Origin of the sequence: Amycolatopsis sp. CA-161197 (genome assembly GCF_050942255.1) — a bacterium.
Taxonomy (GTDB): Bacteria; Actinomycetota; Actinomycetes; order Mycobacteriales; family Pseudonocardiaceae; genus Amycolatopsis.
Genome location: NZ_CP192059.1, coordinates 1025158 through 1039376 on the forward strand (window position 1 = coordinate 1025158; position 14219 = coordinate 1039376).

Sequence of the window (14219 nt, forward strand, 5' to 3'; positions counted from 1 at the left end):
TTGGGCGCGGTCGTTAAGCTTGATGACGTGCCTGAATACCTGTCGACCGCGCCTGTCAAGGGGACCCGAGACTTCCTCCCCGCCGAAATGTCCGTTCGCACGCAGGTGTTCGGCCATCTCTACGAAGTGCTGGAGCGCTACGGCTTCCTCCGCTACGACGGTCCCGTGCTGGAGCCCGCCGAGATCTACGAGCGGAAGTCGGGCCAGGAGATCGCCGACCAGCAGCTCTACACGCTGACGACGAAGGGTGGCGAGCGCCTCGCGCTGCGCCCGGAGATGACGCCGTCGGTGGCCCGGATGATCGCCGGCAACGCGAAGTCGCTGTCGTTCCCCGTGCGCTGGTACAGCCACCCGAACTGCTTCCGCTACGAGCGCCCGCAGCGCGGCCGCGTGCGCGAGCACTGGCAGATCAACGCGGACATCTTCGGTTCCGAGAGCGCGAACTGCGAGATCGAGATGTTCGAGCTCATCCACGACCTCATGCAGTCGGTGGGCGCGTCTTCGGACATGTTCGCCGTGCGCGTGAACGACCGGAACCTGCTGACGTCGGCGCTCACCGACGTCGTGGGCGTCTCCCCGGAGCACCTGCCGGCCGTGTTCGGCCTGGTGGACCGCTGGGAGAAGACGTCGGCGGAGGAGCACGCCACGTCCGCCGAGGAGATCGGGCTCACGGACAAGCAGTTCGAGAAGCTCACCGAGGCCCTGGGCTCCGGCGCCGCGCTGCTCGACGAGCTGCCCGCGGAGGTCAAGGAGCGGTCCAACCTGGTGCGCGTGCTGTCCAGCTCGGCCGCGAGCCTGGTGAAGTTCGAGCCGATGATCGTGCGCGGGCTGGCCTACTACACGTCCACGGTGTTCGAGGTCTTCGACACCTCGCCGAAGAACCGCCGCGCCCTCTTCGGCGGCGGCCGCTACGGCGACCTCGCGTCGCTCTTCACCAAGGAACGCATCCCCGGCATCGGCTTCGGCATGGGCGACGTCACGCTCATCGACTTCCTCGACACCCACGGCCTTACGCCCGCCCCGCGCAACGAGGTGGACGTGATGGTCATCCCGGTCACGGAGGACCTCGCCGACGCCGCCCGCCAGGTCGCGACCTCCCTGCGCCGCGCCGGCCTCCGCACGTCGACCCCGATCGAGCACCGCAAGCTGGGCAAGGAGCTGACGCGCGCCGACAAGGCCGGCGCCGCCGCCGTGGTGATCGTGGGCCAGGAGGACTGGGACGGTGGGAACGTGACCGTTCGCAGCCTGGCCACGCGGGAACAGCAGCAGGTCGCGCTGGCGGATGTCGCCGCGATCGTGGGCGGGATGGTTACGCCGGCTTGAGTTTTTGCTGGTAGATCAATCGAAAACAGCCCCGCCGGCGCGATGCCGGCGGGGCTGTTTCGTGCCTCCCGTTGCCACTGCGGCGGTCCCGCCCCCTCGGCGGGGCCGGGTCAGGGCGCGAGGGAGAAGGAGGCGACCAAGGCGGCCACTTCGGCCGGCTGGTCGGTGAACGGGGTGTGGCCGGCGTCGAGGAAGGCGACGTCGGCGCCGGCCGCGCGGTAGCGGGTGGCGCTGCCGGTGTGATCGTAGAGGCGGTCGCGGCGGCCGAGGACGGCGAGGGTGGGCAGGCCGAGCGCGGAGACCTGCGCGTCGAGCGGAGTGGCGGCCAGGAGGCGGCGCCGTTCGGTGAGGACGGCGTGGGCCATCGCCGGGCTGGTGGCGGAGAAGTCGGCGTGGGCCTGGCGCAACGGGGTGGGGCGCAGCACGAAACCGAGCGGGGCCAGTGAAACCAGCCGGTGCAGCGAACGCCCGATGAACGGTGCCGCGAGCAAACCGTTGCCCGGCGGGAAAGTGGCGTGGCTGTAGTCCGGTGCCTGTCCGATGAGGACGGTCCGGGTCACGGCCCCCGAAAGCGCAGCGAGCGCCAGGACCACGTCGGCGCCGAAGGAGTGCCCGACGGCGGTCAGCCCTTCGGCGCCCACGATCTTCAACGCGCCGGCCAGGGTCGTGGCCTGGGAAACCGCGTCGAGGCCGGTGTGGCCGCCGGTACAGCCGTGGCCGCGCAGGTCGGGGCGCAGCACTCGGAAGCGGTCGGACAGCAGGGGCGCCAGCCGGTCGTAGGAGTGCAGCGAGCCGCTGAAGCCGTGTACGAGCAGCACGGCCGGGGCGTCGGCGGGTCCGTCCTCACGCAGGTGCAGGGCGATCCCGTCGACGTCCAGGACCGTGCCCGTCGTCCGCCGCGTCACTCCACCGCCCGGGCCATGGCGCGCCCGGCGGCGCGGCCGGAGAAGATGCAGCCGCCGAGGAAGGTGCCCTCCAGCGCGTTGTAGCCGTGCACGCCACCACCGCCGAAGCCCGCGACCTCGCCCGCCGCGTACAGGCCGGGCAGCGGCTCACCGTCGGCCCGCAGCACGCGCGAGTCGAGGTCGGTCTGCACGCCGCCCAAGGTCTTGCGCGTGAGGATGTTCAGCCGCACGGCGATCAACGGCCCGTGCGCCGGGTCGAGGATCCGGTGCGGCTTCGCCACGCGCGCCACGCGGTCGCCGACGAACTTGCGCGCGTTGGCCACCGCCATCAGCTGCAGGTCCTTCGAGTACCGGTTGCCGACCTCCAGGTCCCGCGCCACGATCTGGCGCTCCAACGCGGCAACGTCCAGCGCCGGCCCGCGCGCGATCTTGTTCATCCCGTCGACGAGCGTCTCCAGGTCGTCGGCCACCACGAAGTCGACACCGTGCCGCTTGAACGCGTCCACCGGTCCCGGCGCGCCCTTCGCGGCGCGGCTGAGCAACGTCTGCTTCAGGTCCTTCCCCGTGATGTCCGGGTTCTGCTCGGAGCCCGACAGCATGAACTCCTTCTCGAGGATCGACTGCGTGAGCACGAACCACGAGTAGTCGTACCCGGTCGAGAGGATGGTCTTCAGCGTCCCCAGCGTGTCGAAACCCGGGAAGTTCGGTGCGGGCAGCCGGACCCCGTTGGCGTCGAACCACATCGACGACGGCCCGGGGATGATCCGGATCGCGTGGTCCGGCCAGATCGGGTCCCAGTTGTGGATGCCCTCCACGTAGTGCCACATCCGGTCGCGGTTCACCACACGCGCGCCCGCGGCCTCGCTGATGCCGATCATGCGACCGTCCACATGGGCCGGAACGCCCGGGATCATCGTCTGCGGCGCCGGGCCCAGCCGGTCGACGGGCCAGTTCTGCCGCACCAGCTCGTGGTTGTGGCCGATGCCGCCGGAGCTCACCAGCACCGCCGGCGCCGACAGCTCGAACTCGCCGGCCGCGACGCGCGAAGACTTCTTGCCCCGCGGCAGATCGCTCGGCTCCAGCACGGTTCCGCGCACGCCCGTGACCACGCCGTCGGTCTCCACCAGCTCGTCGACCTGATGCCGGAACGCGAAACGCACCTGGCCGCGCTGCTCCGCAGCCAGCACCGGCTCGGCGAACACCCGCACCACCTCGGGCCCGGTGCCCCACGTCAGGTGGAACCGCGGCACGGAGTTGCCGTGCCCGCCGGCCTTGCCGCCGCCACGCTCCGCCCAGCCGACCAGCGGCGTCACGCGCAGGCCCAGCTCGTGCAGGTAATCGCGCTTCTCGTACGTGGCGAAGCGGACGTACGCCTCGGCCCACTTGCGGGCCCACAGGTCCTCGTCCTCGCGGTCGAAACCGGCCGAGTCGAGCCAGTCGCGCAACGCCAGCTCGTAGGAGTCCTTGATCCCCAGCCGGCGCTGCTCGGGGCTGTTCACGAACAGCAGCCCGCCCAGCGACCAGAACGCCTGCCCGCCGAGGTTCGCGCGGTTCTCCTGGTCCAGCACGAGCACGCGGCGCCCGGCCTTCACCAGCTCGTGGGTCGCGACGAGACCGGCGAGGCCGGCGCCGACCACGATCGCGTCCGCTTCGAAGTCCAACTCAAGTCTCCTCGGTGTAGGCCGTGATCACCTGTACGCACAGGTCGCGGCGCCGCTGCCACACGAGCGGGTTGTCGGGGTCCATCAGGCACTGCACGCTGGTGCCGTCGTGCATCGCGACGAGCGCCTGGCCCAGCGCCACCGGGTCGGGGATCGAGCGGCCGGCCCGCGCGAGCAGCTCGACCATCAGCGGCATGAGCGCTTCGGCGATGGCTTCCTCGCGCGCGGTCATCACGCGCCGCAGGCCTGGGTTGCGCAGGGCGTGGGCGGTGAACTCGGCGCTCACGCGGAACCACGCGTCGTCCACGGGGATCGCGGGCAGCACGCGCTCCACGATCGCTCGCACGTCGGGCAGCTCGACCGGCGTGAACGCGTCGAACGCCGCGCGCACGGCCGCGATCATCGCCGCCGACCGCCCTTCCCACATGGCCAGGAACAGCTCGTCGAGCGAGGCGAAGTTCGAGTAGAACGCACCGCGCGTGTAGCCCGCGCGCTCGCAGATCTGCTCCACTGTGGACCGTCCGAAGCCCTCCTCGGCGAACACCGGGAGAGCGGCTTCGAGCAGACGCCGGCGGGTCTCCGCACGGCGACGCGGCACGCGGTCCGCCGTCGGTTCGATCATCAGGCCTCCCGCTTTCGATACACGAGCGTACTCAATACGTCGGTGTATCGAAAGGGAGCGTGACCAAGGTCAAGATCGACCCTGCTCAGAAATTCAGGCGGCCACGACGCCCTGCGCCATGACCAGCAGCGGCTTGCCCAGCGCCGCCAGCTCGGCCAGCGGATCACCGTCGACCACCAGCAGGTCGGCCGCCAGCCCGGGCTCCAGCCGGCCCGTGACCGAGCCGAGGCCGAGGCCCGCCGCGCTGTCCTCGGTGGCGATCTCGAGGATCCGCCGCCGCGAGAAGCCGAGCCATTCGTACAGCTCCAGCGCGCCCACGGGGTCGTCGAACGGGGAGCCGGGCAGGCCCGCGTCGGTGCCCGAGAGCAGGCGCACGCCGTGTTCCTCCAGCCACGGCAACCGCCCGTAGACGCGGCGTGCGAGGTCCTCGCCCATGCGCTCGACCATCATCCGCCAGTTGCGGCTGCTCGTGGAGCACGCCGAGACGCCGCCCTTGGCCATGCGGCGCGCGACCTCCGGGCGCAGGTCGGTCTGCTGCGGCCCGGTCATGAACGTGCAGTGCTCGATCGTCGCGACGCCGGCCTCGGTGCAGTCGGCGATCGCGTCGGCGCCGTGGGCGTGCGCGGCGACCGACAGACCGCGGCGCGCGGCCTGTGAGACGACCACGCTCAGCTGCCGCGCGTCGAACTGCGACTCCCACATTTCCGCGCCACCGGGCGTGATCTGGCCGCCGCCGGCCATCACCTTGATCACGTCGGCGCCCGCGGCCGCGTTGGCGTCGATCCGCGCGCGGATCTCGGCGTCGGAGGAGACCACGCCGCCGAAGAAGTGGCAGTGTCCCTCCGGGACGGTCAGCGGCGGCCCGGCCGCGAGCACCCGCGGACCGCCGGCCGGCTTCAACACGGTGCGGCCGCCGAGGTCGCGGACGGTCGTGACGCCGGTGCGCAGCAGCTGCCCGAGCCGTTCCTCGGCGCCGATCGCGACCTCGGTGTCGTCACTGGCCAGGAAGTTCGGCAGCATCTCGCGGCTGGCGTCGAAGCACAGGTGCACGTGGGAGTTGACCAGCCCCGCCAGCACCGTCGCGTCCGGGAAGTCGTGCACCACGGGGTTCACGGCCGCCGCCGCCACCTCGTCGGGCCGGCCGACCGCGACGATCTCGCCGTCGCGCACCAGCACGGCGCCGTCGTCGATCGGGGTCGAGGGCCGGGGCAGCACCCGGGCCGCCGTGATCAGGGTGTCCACCGTTCAGCTTTCCTTTCCCACCAACGAAGTCGACAGCGACAGCAACGGCCGCACGTCCGATTCCAGGTCCGCGCCACCGCCCGGCAGCACGAGCTTGGCCCGCCCGTCGCTCACCTCACCCGACGCCTGCCGGGCCAGCGCGGCCCGCAGTGCCGCGGCCGCGGCGGACGGATCGTCGGCCGCGAGCGAGGCCAGGTCCGTCTCCAGGTACGGGCTCAGCTGCACCAGTCCGTCGCGGATCTCGATCACGCGCCGGTAGTAGCGGCGGTGCACGGCGAACCGGTCGCGCAGTCCGCTGCCCGGCGGCGTCCGCAGCACGATGCTCGGGTACGCGGCCACGAGCAACGTCCACAGTGGAGCGAGCCGGTGGTGGTCGGCCCGGTGCCGGCGCCGCCGGACCACGGCCGCCACACGGGCGCGCACGCCGGGGTAGGTGATGCCGGCCAGGAACAGCACGCTGCCGAGGATCACCAGCGGCACCCCGAGCCACAGCAACGCCGGCACGGTCACGTCGAACACCCACGCCAGCACCAGGTACAGCGCCCGGAACACGCTGCCGGCCGCCGCGGCGACGAGGCTCGCCGCGCCGATGCGCAGGCCTGTGCGCAGGTGCGGGTCGGCCACGCGCTGGTAGCGCCCGATCCACACCGCGCACGCCGTGATCGCGTAGATCAGGCACGCGCCACCACCGAAGTAGAACAACGCGATCCCGGGCTCGTGCACGGTGTCCGGCCCGAGCGCGGCGCCCCGCAGCGGCACCGGCGTGATCGCCAGCGCCACCGTCATCACGGCGATCGCGGCGGCCAGCGGCACGAGCTCCAGCGCGACGCGGCGGGCCTGGCGCGGGCCGAGCGCGGAGCCGAGGAAGAAGATCAGCAGCGAGCAGACGCCGCACGAGAGCAGCACGTTGTTCGCCAGTCGCGCGCCACCGGGCGCGGTCAGGCCGTCGAACCACGTGGTGACCCCACGTTGCTGGGCGAGGAACGCCAGGGCGAACGCGGCGATCGTGACCGTGACGGCCCAGTTCGGCAGCCGCGGCGAGCGCACCAGCTGGTAGACGCGCCAGGCGAGCGCGGCGGAGAAGAGGACGAAAAGCGCAGCGGTCACAGCCAGCCCTGGTGGTCGCCCAACGTGCCTTGGATGCGCCGCAGGTCGTGGTCGGCCGCAGCGCGCGGGATCGTGTAGTTCAGCACCGACGCCCACTCGAGGATGATCGTGGCCACGGTCTCGGCCTCCCACTCGTGGGCCTCGTCGTAGGAGGTGCGGCGCAACGCGCGGCGCACGGCGTCGCCGTCGAGGCTTTCCACGGCCGGGCCCCGCAGGAAGTCGGCCGGCTCCGCGTCGCCGCCCGGCTCGTGGTCGGCGAGCAGGTGGCCGAGCTCGTGCAGGATGATGTGGTCCTGGTGGGCTTTCGTGGTTTCCTGCTGGAAGAAGATGTAGTCGGCGGTGGCGGTCGCGATCCAGCAGCCGAACGGGCCGGGCACCTCGAGCGGGTAGGCCATGAGCCGGATCGGGCGGCCGCGGCGCTCGCCGAGGCGTGCGCAGAGCTGCCCGACGTCGAGCGGCGGGCTGATACCGAGGTCCTTCAGCAGCCGCCGGCAGCGTTTGCGGAGTTCGCGTTCCTTCACGGTCCGCTGTGGCCTTCCCGTTCGGCGCGCTCGTAGCGCTCGACGAGGTCGAGCAGGTCCATCACCTGCCGCCGGCCCTGCGGAGACAGCTCTTGCGCCCGCATGGCCATCAGCTTGGCCTCGACGGCCGGGGCGTCTCCGGAAGCGCGCTCGTCCTCGTCGTCGAAGAAGTACGTGACCGGCACTCCGAACAGCTTCGCCAGCGCCTCGACGTAGTGGATCTTCGGGTTGATCCGCTTGCCCGTCGCCAGCTGCTGCAGGTATGCCGGGGACATCGCGGGCCCGCCCGCACGCTCGATCGCCGCCGACATCTCCCGGTAGCTGTGCGGTGCGCGGCCGTCCGCCCGGGACGAGTCGATGAGCGTGCTCAGCTTCTCCGCGAAGGTGCGTTGGCGTGGCATCACCGCCCCCTTCTCCCTTGTCCGGATAGTAGCGCCGAGTCCACTGTACGCACCTGTTGACACCACCTGTATGCAGTGGTTTACAGTGGCCGCGTCCCGCTTCGGACACGTCCGCACTCTGGGGGTGTTCGGAACCCGGAGCGGGATCTTGTCCTGCGCCTGGCTCGCCGTGATCAGCCATTTGTAGTACGCTTGCGTGGTCAAGGTTGATCGCCTCGTAGCGAACCCTTGATCTGGCCTGTTGCCGGAGGTCGACCCCCAGGGCTTCCGGTGACAGGCCCCTTTAATTTCCGGGTTGTCTCTCCGGGCCGGTCAGTCCATGAGCGTCGCGGCCACCGTCGCACCCAGCTCCTGCAACGCTTCCAGCGCCGCCTTGTCGGGTTCGCCCGTGAGCAGCACGGGGTCCGCGACCTGCGTCCAGCCCAGCCCCGTGGTGATCGACGCGAGCTGGCGCGCGGTGCCGGCCGTGTCGTTGTTGCCGTGCACGTACGCGCCGAACGGCCGGCCGCGCGTCGAGTCGAGGCACGGGTAATAAACGGTGTCGAAGAAGTGTTTCAGGGCACCGCTCATGCTGCCGAGGTTCGCGGGAGTGCCGAGCAGGTAACCGTCGGCGGCCAGCACGTCGGCGGCGGTCGCGCCGAGCGCGGGGCGGCGGACGACGTCGACGCCTTCGATGTCCGGGTGCTTCGCGCCGGCGAGCACGGCTTCGAACATCGCCTGCATCGACGGCGATGGGGTGTGGTGCACGAGTAACAGCGTGGCCATGACCGCAGCCTGCCACTTGTGCCCGTGTCCACGCGCGGGCAGGCTGGGTCCGGTGATGGGGGAGAGACTGCGGCCCCTTCTTTCCGTGGCCGCACTCGTACTGCTCGGCATAGCCGGGCTGGTCTGCACGATCGCACTGGTCTTCTCCGCGTTCGCCGACGCGATCTTCTCGCCCGGCGACTGGACCGGCGAGGTGGACCGGCTGTGGCCGTGGATGGTGCCCGCGGTGGTCGGCCTGATCTTCGCCATCGTCTTGCGGCGGCGGGAGTTCATCGTGGCGTTCGTGGTGCTGCTGCTGGTCGACGTCGTCGGCCTGCTCGGACCGAGCCTGCTCGGCCGCGACGTCGAACCCGGGATCCCGGTCCCGCTCAGCTCAGCAGCGTGCTTATGTCCGCCCGCACCGCGCTGAGCCGCGCGGAAGCGGTTTCGCGCGCCGCCGCGAGGTCGCCGGTCACCGGCGTGACCACCTGCAGGTAGGCCTTCAGCTTCGGCTCGGTGCCCGACGGGCGGATCACCACGCGCAGGCCTTCGCCGCGCAGCCGCAGCACGTCGGCGTCGGGCAGGAGGTCTTCCTGCGTGACAGGTGTGCCGCCGAGTGTCACCGGCGGCTCGGCGCGCAGGCCCGCCATCAGCCGGCCGCGCACGGCGAGGTCGGTGACGCGCAAGGAAACCTGGTCCGTCAGGTGCACACCGTGGCGGGTGGCGATGTCGTCGAGCACGTCGAGCGGCGTCCGGCCCGCGGCCTTGAGCTCAGCGGCGAACCCGGCGGCGAACACCGACGCGGCGATGCCGTCCTTGTCCCGCACGAAGCCCGGGTTCACGCAGAGGCCGAGCGCCTCCTCGTAGGCGAAGATCAGTCCCTCGCCCGCGCGGACCAGCCACTTGAAGCCGGTGAGCGTCTCCGCATAACGCGCGCCCGCGGCCTTCGCCAGCTCGCCGAGCAGCGAGGAGGACACGATGGTGGTGGCCACGAGCGGGTCGGGGCTGTCCGTTGTGGACAGCAGGTGCGAGCCGAGCAGCACGCCTGTCTCGTCGCCGCGCAGCATGCGCCACTCGCCGTCGCGGCCGCGAACGCCCAGGGCGCAGCGGTCTGCGTCCGGGTCGAGCGCCACGGCGAGGTCGGCGTCCACTTCGGACGCGAGCGCCAGCAGCAGGTCGGTGGCGCCGGGTTCCTCGGGGTTGGGGAACGAGACGGTGGGGAAGTCGGCGTCGGGCCGCGACTGCTCGGCGACGAAGTGCACGTCGGTGAACCCGGCCTGGGTGAGCGCCGTTTCCAGCGTCGCCGCGCCGACGCCGTGCAGCGCGGTGGCGGCGATCCGCAGCTCGCGCTCCGGGCTCTGCGGCAGGTTGGCGACTTCGGCGAGGTACGCGGCGCGCGGGTCGACGACCTCGGCGCCGGGCGCGCGCGGCACGTCGACCGCCGCGGGCGCGGCCTGGATGGCGTGCTCGATCTCGCCGTCGGACGGCGGCACGATCTGGCCGCCGGTGCTGTCGTAGAGCTTGTACCCGTTGTCCGCGGGCGGGTTGTGCGACGCGGTGATCTGGATCCCGGCGATCGCGTCGTAGTGCTTCACCGAGTACGCGAGCAGGGGCGTCGGCAACGGCAGCGGCATCGTCTTCACGGCGAAGCCCGCCGCGACGAGCACCTCGGCGGCCGCTTGCGCGAACGCCTCCGACCCGTGCCGCGCGTCGCGCCCGACCACGACCACGCCACCCGCGAGGCCCTTGTCTGCGAGCCACCGCGCCACACCCGCGGTGGTCCGCGTGACGACGGCGACGTTCATCCCGTTCGGCCCCGCCCGCACCGGCCCGCGCAGCCCGGCCGTGCCGAACTCCAGGGGTCCCGCCATCCGGTCGGCGACGTCGCCGGCCGCGGTGGCGTCACCCGCGAGCGCGCGGTCGAGCACTTGCCGCAGCTCCTCGCGCGTCGACGGGTCGGGGTCTTCGGCGATCCACCGGTGGGCGGCGTCGCGCAGCTCGGGGGTAATCGTGTTCTGCACCGGGTCACTCTACGGGTTTGGACCGCCGAACCCCGGCCACGACGACGGTGAGCAGGGCGTCGGCCCGCTCGGCGTCGTCCTCGGTGGCCTGGGAGATCGCGTTGACGAGCAAGAGCAGGTCGTCGATGTCGGTGGCTTCGTTCGCCTCGCCCGCCTGCTGCGCTCGCGACAGGAGGCGGTGGCCGGCGTCGAGGATTTTCGCGTGGTGCTCGCGGCCTTCCTCGGCACCGAGCAGCTCCGCGACGACCTCGACGGCGGTCGCGAGCAGCCGCTCGTAATTGCGGCGGGCGTTGGCGCGCATCGGGGCTGCCTACCTGGCTGAGGTGGGGTGGATCTGGATGGATCTCGGGTGGCCTCCTGGTCGGACTGGCCTTGAATGGGTCGGCGCCCCGTTCGAGTGGTGTGAAGCTTCATGGCGAGGCCCTGTCGCGGTTGTCCACAGGCGACGCGCTCGCGGCGAGGTTGTCCACAGATTCGGCTGGGGCGTTTTTCTAGGTCAGGGGCCGATAGACTGGGACGGGGACGCCCCCCCCAGGGAGGGCGGGGGCTTTGTCTCGGCGGGGTCGGCCGGCCCGTCGGAATCTGCCGGGTTTTCGGGACCGGTTCGGCCTCGCGAACGCCGCCAGGATCTGCTCCGCAGAATTGGTTGACGTCGGGGTGGGGATCGCCGGGATGGCGGGGCTGCCGGTGGGTCGGCGGGTGCGGGAGTGCCACGAGGTGCTGATTCCGTTGCTGAGTGGGGAAAGCGTCGCGTTTTCCGGCGAGATGCTCGGGGCGTTCGGGTCCGTGGTGGTGCCGTGTGCGCGGCCGCCGTCCGTGGGCGTGGCGGCCTTGGGCCCGCGATGCTGCGGGTCGCCGGCGAGCTGGCCGACGGCACGGTGACGTGGCCGGCCGGGCCGCGGACGTTGGGGGAGTACGTCGTGCCGTCGATCCGGGGTGGCAAGCGGGTGATCGCCGGGCGTCACCGCCGAGGAAACCGGTCCGGTAACGGATTTCGGCGAACTTCGCGCTGGCCGCTTCGTCGCCGGAGTACGCCGCGGTCTTCGAGCGCGAAGGCGTGGCCGGGGCGGGTGACGTGGCAGTGGTGGGAGACGAGGACTCCGTCGCCACTCAGCTGGGGCGGCTGCGTGACGCCGGAGTGACCGAATTCGTCTTTTCGCCCCGAGGATCCGTTACGGAGCAACGAAGAACTGCCGAGGTTCTGTCGGAAACTGCCTCGAGGTGGCGGGAAAAGCCGTTACTCTCGGGAAAGTGCGATTGATCTTCACCTCCCTCGCGTCCTATGGCCACCTCTACCCGCTGCTCCCGCTCGCCGTCGCCGCCCGGAAGGCCGGGCACGACGTCGTGTTCGCGACGGCGGCCGACTTCCACCCGACGGTGGAGAAGGCCGGGCTGGAGCCCGTCGACGTCGGGCTGACGATCCAGGACGCCTTCATGGCGCAGTACGACGGCGACCTGAGCAAGCGCAACGAGGTGGCGCCCGCCGAACTCGAGGCGACCATCGCCCGCGTGTTCAGCCGGGTGCTGCCCGATCGTTTCATCGCGGATCTCGACGCGGTGTTCGAGAAGCAGCGACCCGACCTGCTGGTCTACGAGATCGGCAACCCCGGCGGCGCGTTCGCGGCGATGAAGGCCGGGATCCCGGCGATGGGCCACGGCTTCGGCCGGGTCGCGACCGGCGGGATCGCGGACGGGATCCGCACGGCGATCCAGGAACACGCCGTCGAGCTCGGGATCGCCGGCGACGAGCAGTTCTCCTGGGGCAACCCGTTCGTGGACATCTGCCCGCCGTCGGTGCAGTCGCCGGAGTTCCTGGCGGGCGCGCGGCGGCTGCCGTTGCGTCCGGTGGGCTGGAGCGAGCCGGGTGACCTGCCCGCGGGCGTCGTGGATCACGAGCGGCCGCTCGTCTATCTGACGCTGGGCACCACGCCGATGAGCCAGGCCCACATCCTGACCTCGGCGATCAGCGGGCTGGCGGCGCTGGACGTCGACGTGCTGGTGGCGACCGGGCCGTCGGTCGACGTCGCTGCGCTCGGTGAGGTGCCGGCGAACGTGCGGCTCGAGGCGTGGGTGCCGCAGTCGGAGCTGTTGCCGCACGTCGACCTCGTGGTGCACCACGGCGGCAGCGGTACGACGATGGGTGCCTTCACCGCGGGGGTGTCGCAGCTCGTGCTGCCGCAGGGGGCGGACCAGTTCAGCAACGCCGAGGCCGTGACCGCGGCCGGCGTGGGTGACCAGCTGGTGGGCGACGCCGTGACGACGGAAGCCGTGCGGGAGAAGGCCCGGCGGCTGCTGGCGGACTCGGCCGTGGCCGACGCCGTGCGGGCGCTGGCGGCCGAAGTCGCGGCGATGCCGTCGCCGGACGAGGTTGCCGCGCAGCTGCCCGACTACGTCTGATGTGAAGGGCGCCTCGATTCCTCGAGGCGCCCTTGTGTCACGCGCGGGCGATGAGTTCCTTGAGCAGCGAACCCATGCGCGTGGCCGCCTGGCGGCCGGCTTCGAGGACCTCTTCGTGGTTGAGCGGCTCACCCGTCATGCCGGCGGCGAGGTTGGTGACGAGCGACAGCCCGAACACCTCGACCCCGGCGGCGCGGGCCGCGATGGCCTCCAGGACCGTCGACATGCCGACGAGGTCCGCGCCCATCGTGCGCAGCATGCGGATCTCGGCGGGCGTCTCGAAGTGGGGGCCGGTGAGGCCGGCGTAGACGCCTTCCTCCAGCGAACCGTCGATCTCCTTGGCGAGGCCGCGCAGGCGGGCGGAGTAGAGGTCGGTGAGGTCCACGAAATTCGCGCCGACGATCGGCGAGCGGGCCGTGAGGTTGAGGTGGTCGGAGATCAGCACCGGCTGCCCGACGCTGAAGCCCTCGCGCAGGCCGCCGGCCGCGTTGGTGAGCAGCACGGTGCGCGCGCCGGCCGCGGCCGCGGTGCGCACGTTGTGCACCACCGGGTCGATGCCCTTGCCCTCGTAGAAATGCGTGCGGCCGAGCAGCACCAGCGCGCGCTTGTCGCCGATCTTCAGCGACCGGACGGTCCCGCCGTGCCCCACGGCGCCGGGAGTGGTGAAACCGGGCAGCTCTCCGAACGGGATCTCCGCCTCGGCCGTCCCGATCACGTCCGCGGCCGGGCGCCAGCCCGAGCCCAGCACCACGGCGATGTCGTGCTTCTCGACGCCGGTCCGCTCGGCGATGGCGGCCGCGGCCGCTTCCTCGTGGTTGGTCATGGCGCCGAGCGTATCCGGGCACTGCGCAGCGCCAGGAACACCACCAGCCCGAACGGCGACAGGAAGATCGTCAGCACCAGCACTGGGCTGACCTGCCACCACGGCATCTTCAGCCGGCGCCCCTCGAAGAACATCCACCGCCCGAGGAACAAGTCGAACGCGATCAGCTGCGCCCAGACCAGAGCCGCCCCCGCCGGCGACCCCGCAAACGCTTGCAACAGGGAAAGGTCCGGCCGGCTCACCGCCTGCCACAGCTCCCCGAAGTGCGGGACCGCGATGGCGAAGTAACACACCAACGGCAACAACGGCACCCACGGCGACGCCATGACCCGCCGCGTCCACCGCCAGCCGGGGGCGAAGATCATGAGCAGCCAGAAGGGCGTGGCGAGGGGGAAGGTCCAGGTGAACAACTGCTGGGTCATCGCGGGACCTCCCGACGAGGTGGGTGGCTG

15 protein-coding genes are annotated in these 14219 nt (G+C 71.5%); 3 read left to right on the plus strand and 12 right to left on the minus strand.

Features of this window, described 5'->3' with window-relative positions:
• The first annotated feature begins 27 nt into the window (after window positions 1-27).
• On the plus strand, window positions 28-1323 hold the full coding sequence (gene hisS / locus ACQPXB_RS05110; protein ID WP_366575494.1) for a histidine--tRNA ligase: 1296 nt from the start codon (window positions 28-30) through the stop codon (window positions 1321-1323).
• 110 nt (window positions 1324-1433) lie between these two features.
• Here the strand turns inward: hisS and ACQPXB_RS05115 are convergent, their stop codons facing one another.
• The 8 genes from ACQPXB_RS05115 to ACQPXB_RS05150 all read right to left on the minus strand — a co-directional run bounded on the left by ACQPXB_RS05115 (window position 1434) and on the right by ACQPXB_RS05150 (window position 8547).
• Window positions 1434-2228 (minus strand): alpha/beta fold hydrolase, encoded by a 795-nt coding sequence (locus tag ACQPXB_RS05115; protein WP_366575493.1) that lies wholly within the window; start codon window positions 2226-2228, stop codon window positions 1434-1436.
• A complete protein-coding gene (locus ACQPXB_RS05120; RefSeq protein ID WP_386946541.1) occupies window positions 2225-3889 on the minus strand; it encodes an FAD-binding dehydrogenase in 1665 nt (554 codons plus the stop codon). Before ACQPXB_RS05120 ends, ACQPXB_RS05115 begins: the two co-directional genes overlap by 4 nt.
• A 1-nt stretch (window position 3890) precedes the next feature.
• Entirely contained in the window at window positions 3891-4511 is a 621-nt protein-coding gene (locus ACQPXB_RS05125) for a TetR/AcrR family transcriptional regulator (protein ID WP_386946543.1), read from the minus strand.
• A 93-nt stretch (window positions 4512-4604) separates the two neighbouring features.
• Window positions 4605-5753, minus strand: a complete 1149-nt coding sequence (locus tag ACQPXB_RS05130) for an amidohydrolase family protein (protein ID WP_432849777.1) — start codon at window positions 5751-5753, stop codon at window positions 4605-4607.
• 3 nt (window positions 5754-5756) lie between these two features.
• Window positions 5757-6860 (minus strand): MAB_1171c family putative transporter, encoded by a 1104-nt coding sequence (locus tag ACQPXB_RS05135; protein ID WP_432849779.1) that lies wholly within the window; start codon window positions 6858-6860, stop codon window positions 5757-5759.
• The gene (locus tag ACQPXB_RS05140) at window positions 6857-7381 is read right to left on the minus strand and encodes a hypothetical protein (RefSeq protein WP_366575486.1); all 525 of its coding nucleotides are present in this window, start codon (window positions 7379-7381) and stop codon (window positions 6857-6859) included. The genes ACQPXB_RS05135 and ACQPXB_RS05140 overlap by 4 nt, the downstream gene beginning before the upstream one ends.
• Window positions 7378-7782 carry a helix-turn-helix domain-containing protein gene (locus ACQPXB_RS05145; protein WP_386946545.1) on the minus strand — a complete coding sequence of 135 codons (405 nt, stop codon included), beginning with the start codon at window positions 7780-7782 and terminating at the stop codon, window positions 7378-7380. The genes ACQPXB_RS05140 and ACQPXB_RS05145 overlap by 4 nt, the downstream gene beginning before the upstream one ends.
• Window positions 7783-8094: 312 nt before the next feature.
• Window positions 8095-8547, minus strand: a complete 453-nt coding sequence (locus ACQPXB_RS05150; RefSeq protein ID WP_366575482.1) for a flavodoxin family protein — start codon at window positions 8545-8547, stop codon at window positions 8095-8097.
• An 85-nt stretch (window positions 8548-8632) separates the two neighbouring features.
• Between ACQPXB_RS05150 and ACQPXB_RS05155 the strand changes: the two genes are divergently transcribed.
• On the plus strand, window positions 8633-8956 hold the full coding sequence (locus ACQPXB_RS05155; RefSeq protein WP_432849782.1) for a hypothetical protein: 324 nt from the start codon (window positions 8633-8635) through the stop codon (window positions 8954-8956).
• Here the strand turns inward: ACQPXB_RS05155 and ACQPXB_RS05160 are convergent.
• Both ACQPXB_RS05160 and ACQPXB_RS05165 read right to left on the minus strand, forming a co-directional pair.
• Window positions 8916-10547, minus strand: coding sequence for a phospho-sugar mutase (locus ACQPXB_RS05160; RefSeq protein WP_432849784.1), 1632 nt, complete (start codon window positions 10545-10547; stop codon window positions 8916-8918). The two genes, ACQPXB_RS05155 and ACQPXB_RS05160, sit on opposite strands and share 41 nt — an antisense overlap.
• Window positions 10548-10551: 4 nt before the next feature.
• The gene (locus ACQPXB_RS05165) at window positions 10552-10848 is read right to left on the minus strand and encodes a hypothetical protein (protein ID WP_366575477.1); all 297 of its coding nucleotides are present in this window, start codon (window positions 10846-10848) and stop codon (window positions 10552-10554) included.
• A 950-nt stretch (window positions 10849-11798) separates the two neighbouring features.
• Here ACQPXB_RS05165 and ACQPXB_RS05170 point away from each other — a divergent pair.
• Complete coding sequence (locus ACQPXB_RS05170; RefSeq protein ID WP_432849787.1) at window positions 11799-12944, plus strand: nucleotide disphospho-sugar-binding domain-containing protein; 1146 nt, start codon at window positions 11799-11801, stop codon at window positions 12942-12944.
• Between the two features lie 37 nt (window positions 12945-12981).
• Here the strand turns inward: ACQPXB_RS05170 and ACQPXB_RS05175 are convergent, their stop codons facing one another.
• Both ACQPXB_RS05175 and ACQPXB_RS05180 read right to left on the minus strand, forming a co-directional pair.
• Window positions 12982-13767: a purine-nucleoside phosphorylase gene (locus ACQPXB_RS05175; RefSeq protein WP_366575473.1), complete on the minus strand. Its 786-nt coding sequence runs from the start codon at window positions 13765-13767 to the stop codon at window positions 12982-12984.
• Window positions 13764-14189, minus strand: coding sequence for an ABA4-like family protein (locus ACQPXB_RS05180; protein ID WP_366575472.1), 426 nt, complete (start codon window positions 14187-14189; stop codon window positions 13764-13766). Before ACQPXB_RS05180 ends, ACQPXB_RS05175 begins: the two co-directional genes overlap by 4 nt.
• Between the last annotated feature and the right edge of the window lie 30 nt (window positions 14190-14219).

What these genes read in the sequence shown, in the direction of transcription:
- ACQPXB_RS05125 (WP_386946543.1), bottom strand. Translation starts at nt 4,511, where the DNA reads ATGATCGAACCGACGGCGGACCGCGTGCCGCGTCGCCGTGCGGAGACC.
- ACQPXB_RS05145 (WP_386946545.1), bottom strand. Translation starts at nt 7,782, where the DNA reads ATGCCACGCCAACGCACCTTCGCGGAGAAGCTGAGCACGCTCATCGAC.
- ACQPXB_RS05150 (WP_366575482.1), bottom strand. Translation starts at nt 8,547, where the DNA reads ATGGCCACGCTGTTACTCGTGCACCACACCCCATCGCCGTCGATGCAG.
- ACQPXB_RS05165 (WP_366575477.1), bottom strand. Translation starts at nt 10,848, where the DNA reads ATGCGCGCCAACGCCCGCCGCAATTACGAGCGGCTGCTCGCGACCGCC.
- ACQPXB_RS05175 (WP_366575473.1), bottom strand. Translation starts at nt 13,767, where the DNA reads ATGACCAACCACGAGGAAGCGGCCGCGGCCGCCATCGCCGAGCGGACC.
- ACQPXB_RS05180 (WP_366575472.1), bottom strand. Translation starts at nt 14,189, where the DNA reads ATGACCCAGCAGTTGTTCACCTGGACCTTCCCCCTCGCCACGCCCTTC.